This window comes from uncultured Fretibacterium sp., from assembly GCF_938040765.1.
Lineage (GTDB): Bacteria > Synergistota > Synergistia > Synergistales > Aminobacteriaceae > CAJPSE01.
In genome coordinates, this window is the sequence record NZ_CALIAA010000263.1 from 1 (window position 1) to 2,062 (window position 2,062).

The window sequence follows — 2,062 nt, forward strand, 5'->3', positions numbered from 1 at the left end:
ATGCGTCCGGTTTCTGTCCCTCGACTCCCGTTTTCAGGAAAATACGGAAGAATACGTCTCGGGCAGCATTATAGCACACCCGCCCTGCAGCCGAGCGCGGGGGACGGCCGCAGGACATCTCAACGAGGAGAAGTTTCTTTCCTGAAGTTTCTTTCCTATAGATGTAGATGCCTTTGTTCGGCCTCGGCCGGGACGGGCATTTTCGCTTCAATCAGCGCTTCCCTATGAGAGCTTTATGGACATCAGGAACTCGCGGTTGCTGCGGGTCTGGCGCAGCTTGTCCAGGATCAGGTTCAGCGCCCCTGCCTCGTCGACCCCCACGATGCGCTTGCGGAGGACCCACAGCCGGGCCAGTTCGTCCTCCGGGATCAGCAGTTCCTCCCGCCTCGTCCCCGAGCGGGTGATGTCTATGGCGGGGAAGATGCGCTGCTCCGCCAGCTTGCGCGACAGATGCAGCTCCATGTTGCCCGTTCCCTTGAATTCCTCGTAGATGACGTCGTCCATGCGGCTCCCCGTATCCGTCAGGGCCGTGCCGATGATCGTCAGGCTGCCCCCTTCCTCGAAGTTGCGGGCCGCGCCGAAAAACCGCTTGGGGAAGTAGAGCCCCGAGGGGTCGAGACCGCCCGAGAGCGTCCGCCCCGACGGGGGGACCGTGAGGTTGGAGGCCCGGGCCAGGCGCGTGATCGAGTCGAGGAGGATGACCACGTCCCTCTTGGCCTCCACGAGCCTCTTTGCCTTCTCCAGCGCGAGGTTCGCGACCCGGATATGCTCGTCCGCGGGGCGGTCGAAGGTCGAGGCGATCACCTCCCCGTCCACGGACCGGGAGATGTCGGTCACCTCCTCGGGGCGCTCGTCGATGAGAAGGGCCATCAGGATGATGTCCGGATAGTTCGTGGCGATCGCCCTGGCGATCCGCTTGATCAGCGTCGTCTTGCCCGCCTTGGGCGGCGAGACGATCAGGGCCCGCTGTCCCAGCCCGATGGGCGCGAACATGTCCACCAGCCGCGTGGCCCAGTCGCCGGGGCTGTTCTCCAGGTTGATGCGGACGTTGGGGAAGATCGGGGTGAGCTGTCCGAACACGGCGCGCCGCCGGGAGTGCTCGGGGTCCGAGAAGTTGACCGTCTCCACCCTCAGCAGGGCCTCGTAGTGTTCCTGTTCCCGCGGGGGCCGGATCAGCCCCCAGATCACGTCCCCGTTGCGCAGGCCGAAGCGCCGGATCTGCGAGACCGACAGGTAGACGTCGTTGTCGGTCGGCAGCATCCCCTTGGGACGCAGAAACCCGAACCCCTCCGGCAGGATCTCGAGGGTCCCGCCCCCAAAGCGGTAATTCATGCTCTCCGCCTGCGCCCTCAGGATGGAGATGACGAGGTCGTCCTTCCGCAGGGTCGTGGCCCCGGGAACGTTGAGCTCCCGCCCGATCTTGCGGAGGTCCACGAGGTTCTTGGAGGCCAGGTAGCCGTAGGTGTGCTTGGGCTTGGGGTGGGTGAACGGTTCCACAGGTCTGAGGGTGGATACTGCGGGGTCGGCGTGCACTGCAGCCGCATCCGCGGCCTCCACCGGTTCCGTGGGCTCGGACGGGAGCTCACGGACCGGGGGCTGAACGGCAACGGGAAGCACAGCGGCCTGCGGCGCTTCCTTCTCCGCGGCCTGGACAACCTGAGTCGCCGAATCCGACGGCTCCACCTCCGGCGGCGGGACGACCTTCCTTGGACGCCCGCGCGGACGGGGCACCCTGGGAGCCGTTTCAACCGCAGCCGCGGCCGGGTTCTCCGCCGCACCGAGGGACGCGGCGGCCCCGGCCGGCTCCTGCTGCGCTTCGAGCACTTTCTTCGGGGGGCGTCCCCGCCTTTTGGGAGCTTCCCCTCCCGCCTTCGGCAGGCTTACCATGAGATGCAAAAATCCTTTTCGTCATATTCGTCATACATCATATCTCGATCACCTCAAAGACAATGGAATTCAAAACGGAGCCCCGACGGGCGGGACGAAAGGACGCCGACTTCGGGCGCGCCACAAAGAAAAACCCATGCCGGGGAGGAAAAAACGAGAGAAAGCTCCACGACGC

General features: G+C 65.1%; 1 protein-coding gene. It reads right to left on the reverse strand.

The annotated features are described in order from the left end of the window. Window positions 1-222: 222 nt before the first annotated feature. Window positions 223-1,533 (reverse strand): transcription termination factor Rho, encoded by a 1,311-nt coding sequence (gene rho, locus Q0176_RS09120; protein ID WP_314717930.1) that lies wholly within the window; start codon window positions 1,531-1,533, stop codon window positions 223-225. Window positions 1,534-2,062: the final 529 nt, after the last annotated feature.